This is a genomic window from Nocardia araoensis NBRC 100135 (assembly GCF_000308435.1).
Lineage (GTDB): Bacteria > Actinomycetota > Actinomycetes > Mycobacteriales > Mycobacteriaceae > Nocardia > Nocardia araoensis.
Genome location: NZ_BAFR01000275.1, coordinates 1 through 1,431, shown reverse-complemented (window position 1 = coordinate 1,431; position 1,431 = coordinate 1). Strand labels below are relative to the sequence as shown.

The 1,431-nt window shown below is 69.0% G+C and carries 2 protein-coding genes; one reads left to right on the top strand and one right to left on the bottom strand.

Annotation, left to right across the window (positions count from 1 at the left end):
* Positions 1–181 precede the first annotated feature (181 nt).
* Positions 182–367 carry a hypothetical protein gene (locus tag ON21_RS30365; RefSeq protein WP_039803648.1) on the top strand — a complete coding sequence of 62 codons (186 nt, stop codon included), beginning with the start codon at positions 182–184 and terminating at the stop codon, positions 365–367.
* Positions 368–391: 24 nt separating this feature from the next.
* Here ON21_RS30365 and ON21_RS30360 read toward each other — a convergent pair whose 3' ends face one another.
* Complete coding sequence (locus tag ON21_RS30360) at positions 392–1,387, bottom strand: GAF domain-containing protein (protein WP_039803646.1); 996 nt, start codon at positions 1,385–1,387, stop codon at positions 392–394.
* Positions 1,388–1,431 lie beyond the last annotated feature (44 nt).

Here is a 1,431-nt window from a genome sequence, read left to right as displayed (position 1 = left end):
GAATGAGGTGTGAAACAGGACACACTGATCAAGTGTCCATTAAAGATCGCTGATAGCATTCAGCCAGCGTGCCCGGCGACCCGGGCTCTCCTGTCGACACGGTTGTCGTGCGACTTGTAGCGCAGTGGTGAACCCACCCGGGTCGGTGGGTGGGCGAGCGTGTTAGGCAGGAGGTATCACGGTGTCGTACGTGCAGTCGGGTGTGCACGGGCCCAAGGGCCGGATCAGCGTCGCCGACATCGCGGCCCAACCCGGCGGAGTCGAGGCGCTCCAGCGCCGGGTTCATGAATTGCGTTCCCGCGGTGTGGATTTCGCCGCGAATGCGATCGAGAAGGAAATGGCCGAGCTGGATCTGCCGCGCCAATGATCTCGACGCCACGGTCACCGCGGATCACGATGCCGCGGTGACCGTGGCGAGTCCGGCCGTGGTGTGCTGATCCAGCGCCATCAACGCCGCCCGTATCCGTACCGGTTGCCAGCCGCCGTCGATCCGGCGCACGCGCACAGTGCCCTCGGTCCGGTGCCGCGCCAGGTTTCGCGACATGGTGCGCGCGGTCGCCAGGTCATCCGGATGAATCTGCGGCCGCGGCTGTCCCGGCAGATCCGCCCAGGCGATATCCGGCATCGGTGGACCGATCCACCGGATCAGACGCAACGAGCGCAGATTGACGATCGCGCGGTACTCGCCGGGTTCGGTGGCGGCCTCGAGCACCGCGTACTCCAAGATCGTCGGCGGTGGGGCGGCGGAGACGGCGGTGGCCGCGCCGATGTCCTGGGTCACGCCGCGCAGCAGCACGTGACGCTCACCCGCGTCATCCGGCTCGGCGATGATCCGGCAGGCGAAATGCCCGGCGCGCAGGGCATCGTCGTCGCGCCGGATGGTCCAGACCGCCTGATGCTCGGTACCCGGCGCCGAGTTGACGATCTTGGCCAGCGCCTCGCTCTCGTCACGGTTGGCGACCAACCGGGTGAACGCGCCCGCGATGGCCAGCTCGGCGGCACGGTTCTCCGGCGCGACGCCGTACAGGTCCAGCAGGTCGTCACTGCGCACCGATCGGTTGGTCGTGAGGTCGAAGTACCACGCCCCCATCGGGTCGGCCGCCGCCACCGGCTCGTCCCGGGGGCCCACCCACAGTCGTACGGCATGCGCCCGCCCCGGCGCGACGAGCAACGGCTCGGCCAGCACCGTACGCCGCCCGTCGCCGGAGACGCACGTGACCGGCCCACCGGTGGCGCACGCCCGGCGCAGCGCCGACTCCGCGTCTGCCCGCGACAGCGGATTGCGCACGATGTTGCTCAACGGCACGAACGACTTCGGCGTCGACCCTACGGCGATCACTCGTCCCGGCTCACCCGAAAAGCACTCCAGCAGCAGCCATTTCGTCACAACCCGCGCCCCCGCGCGCCGTCATCGGCGCTTTCCCGCAACTC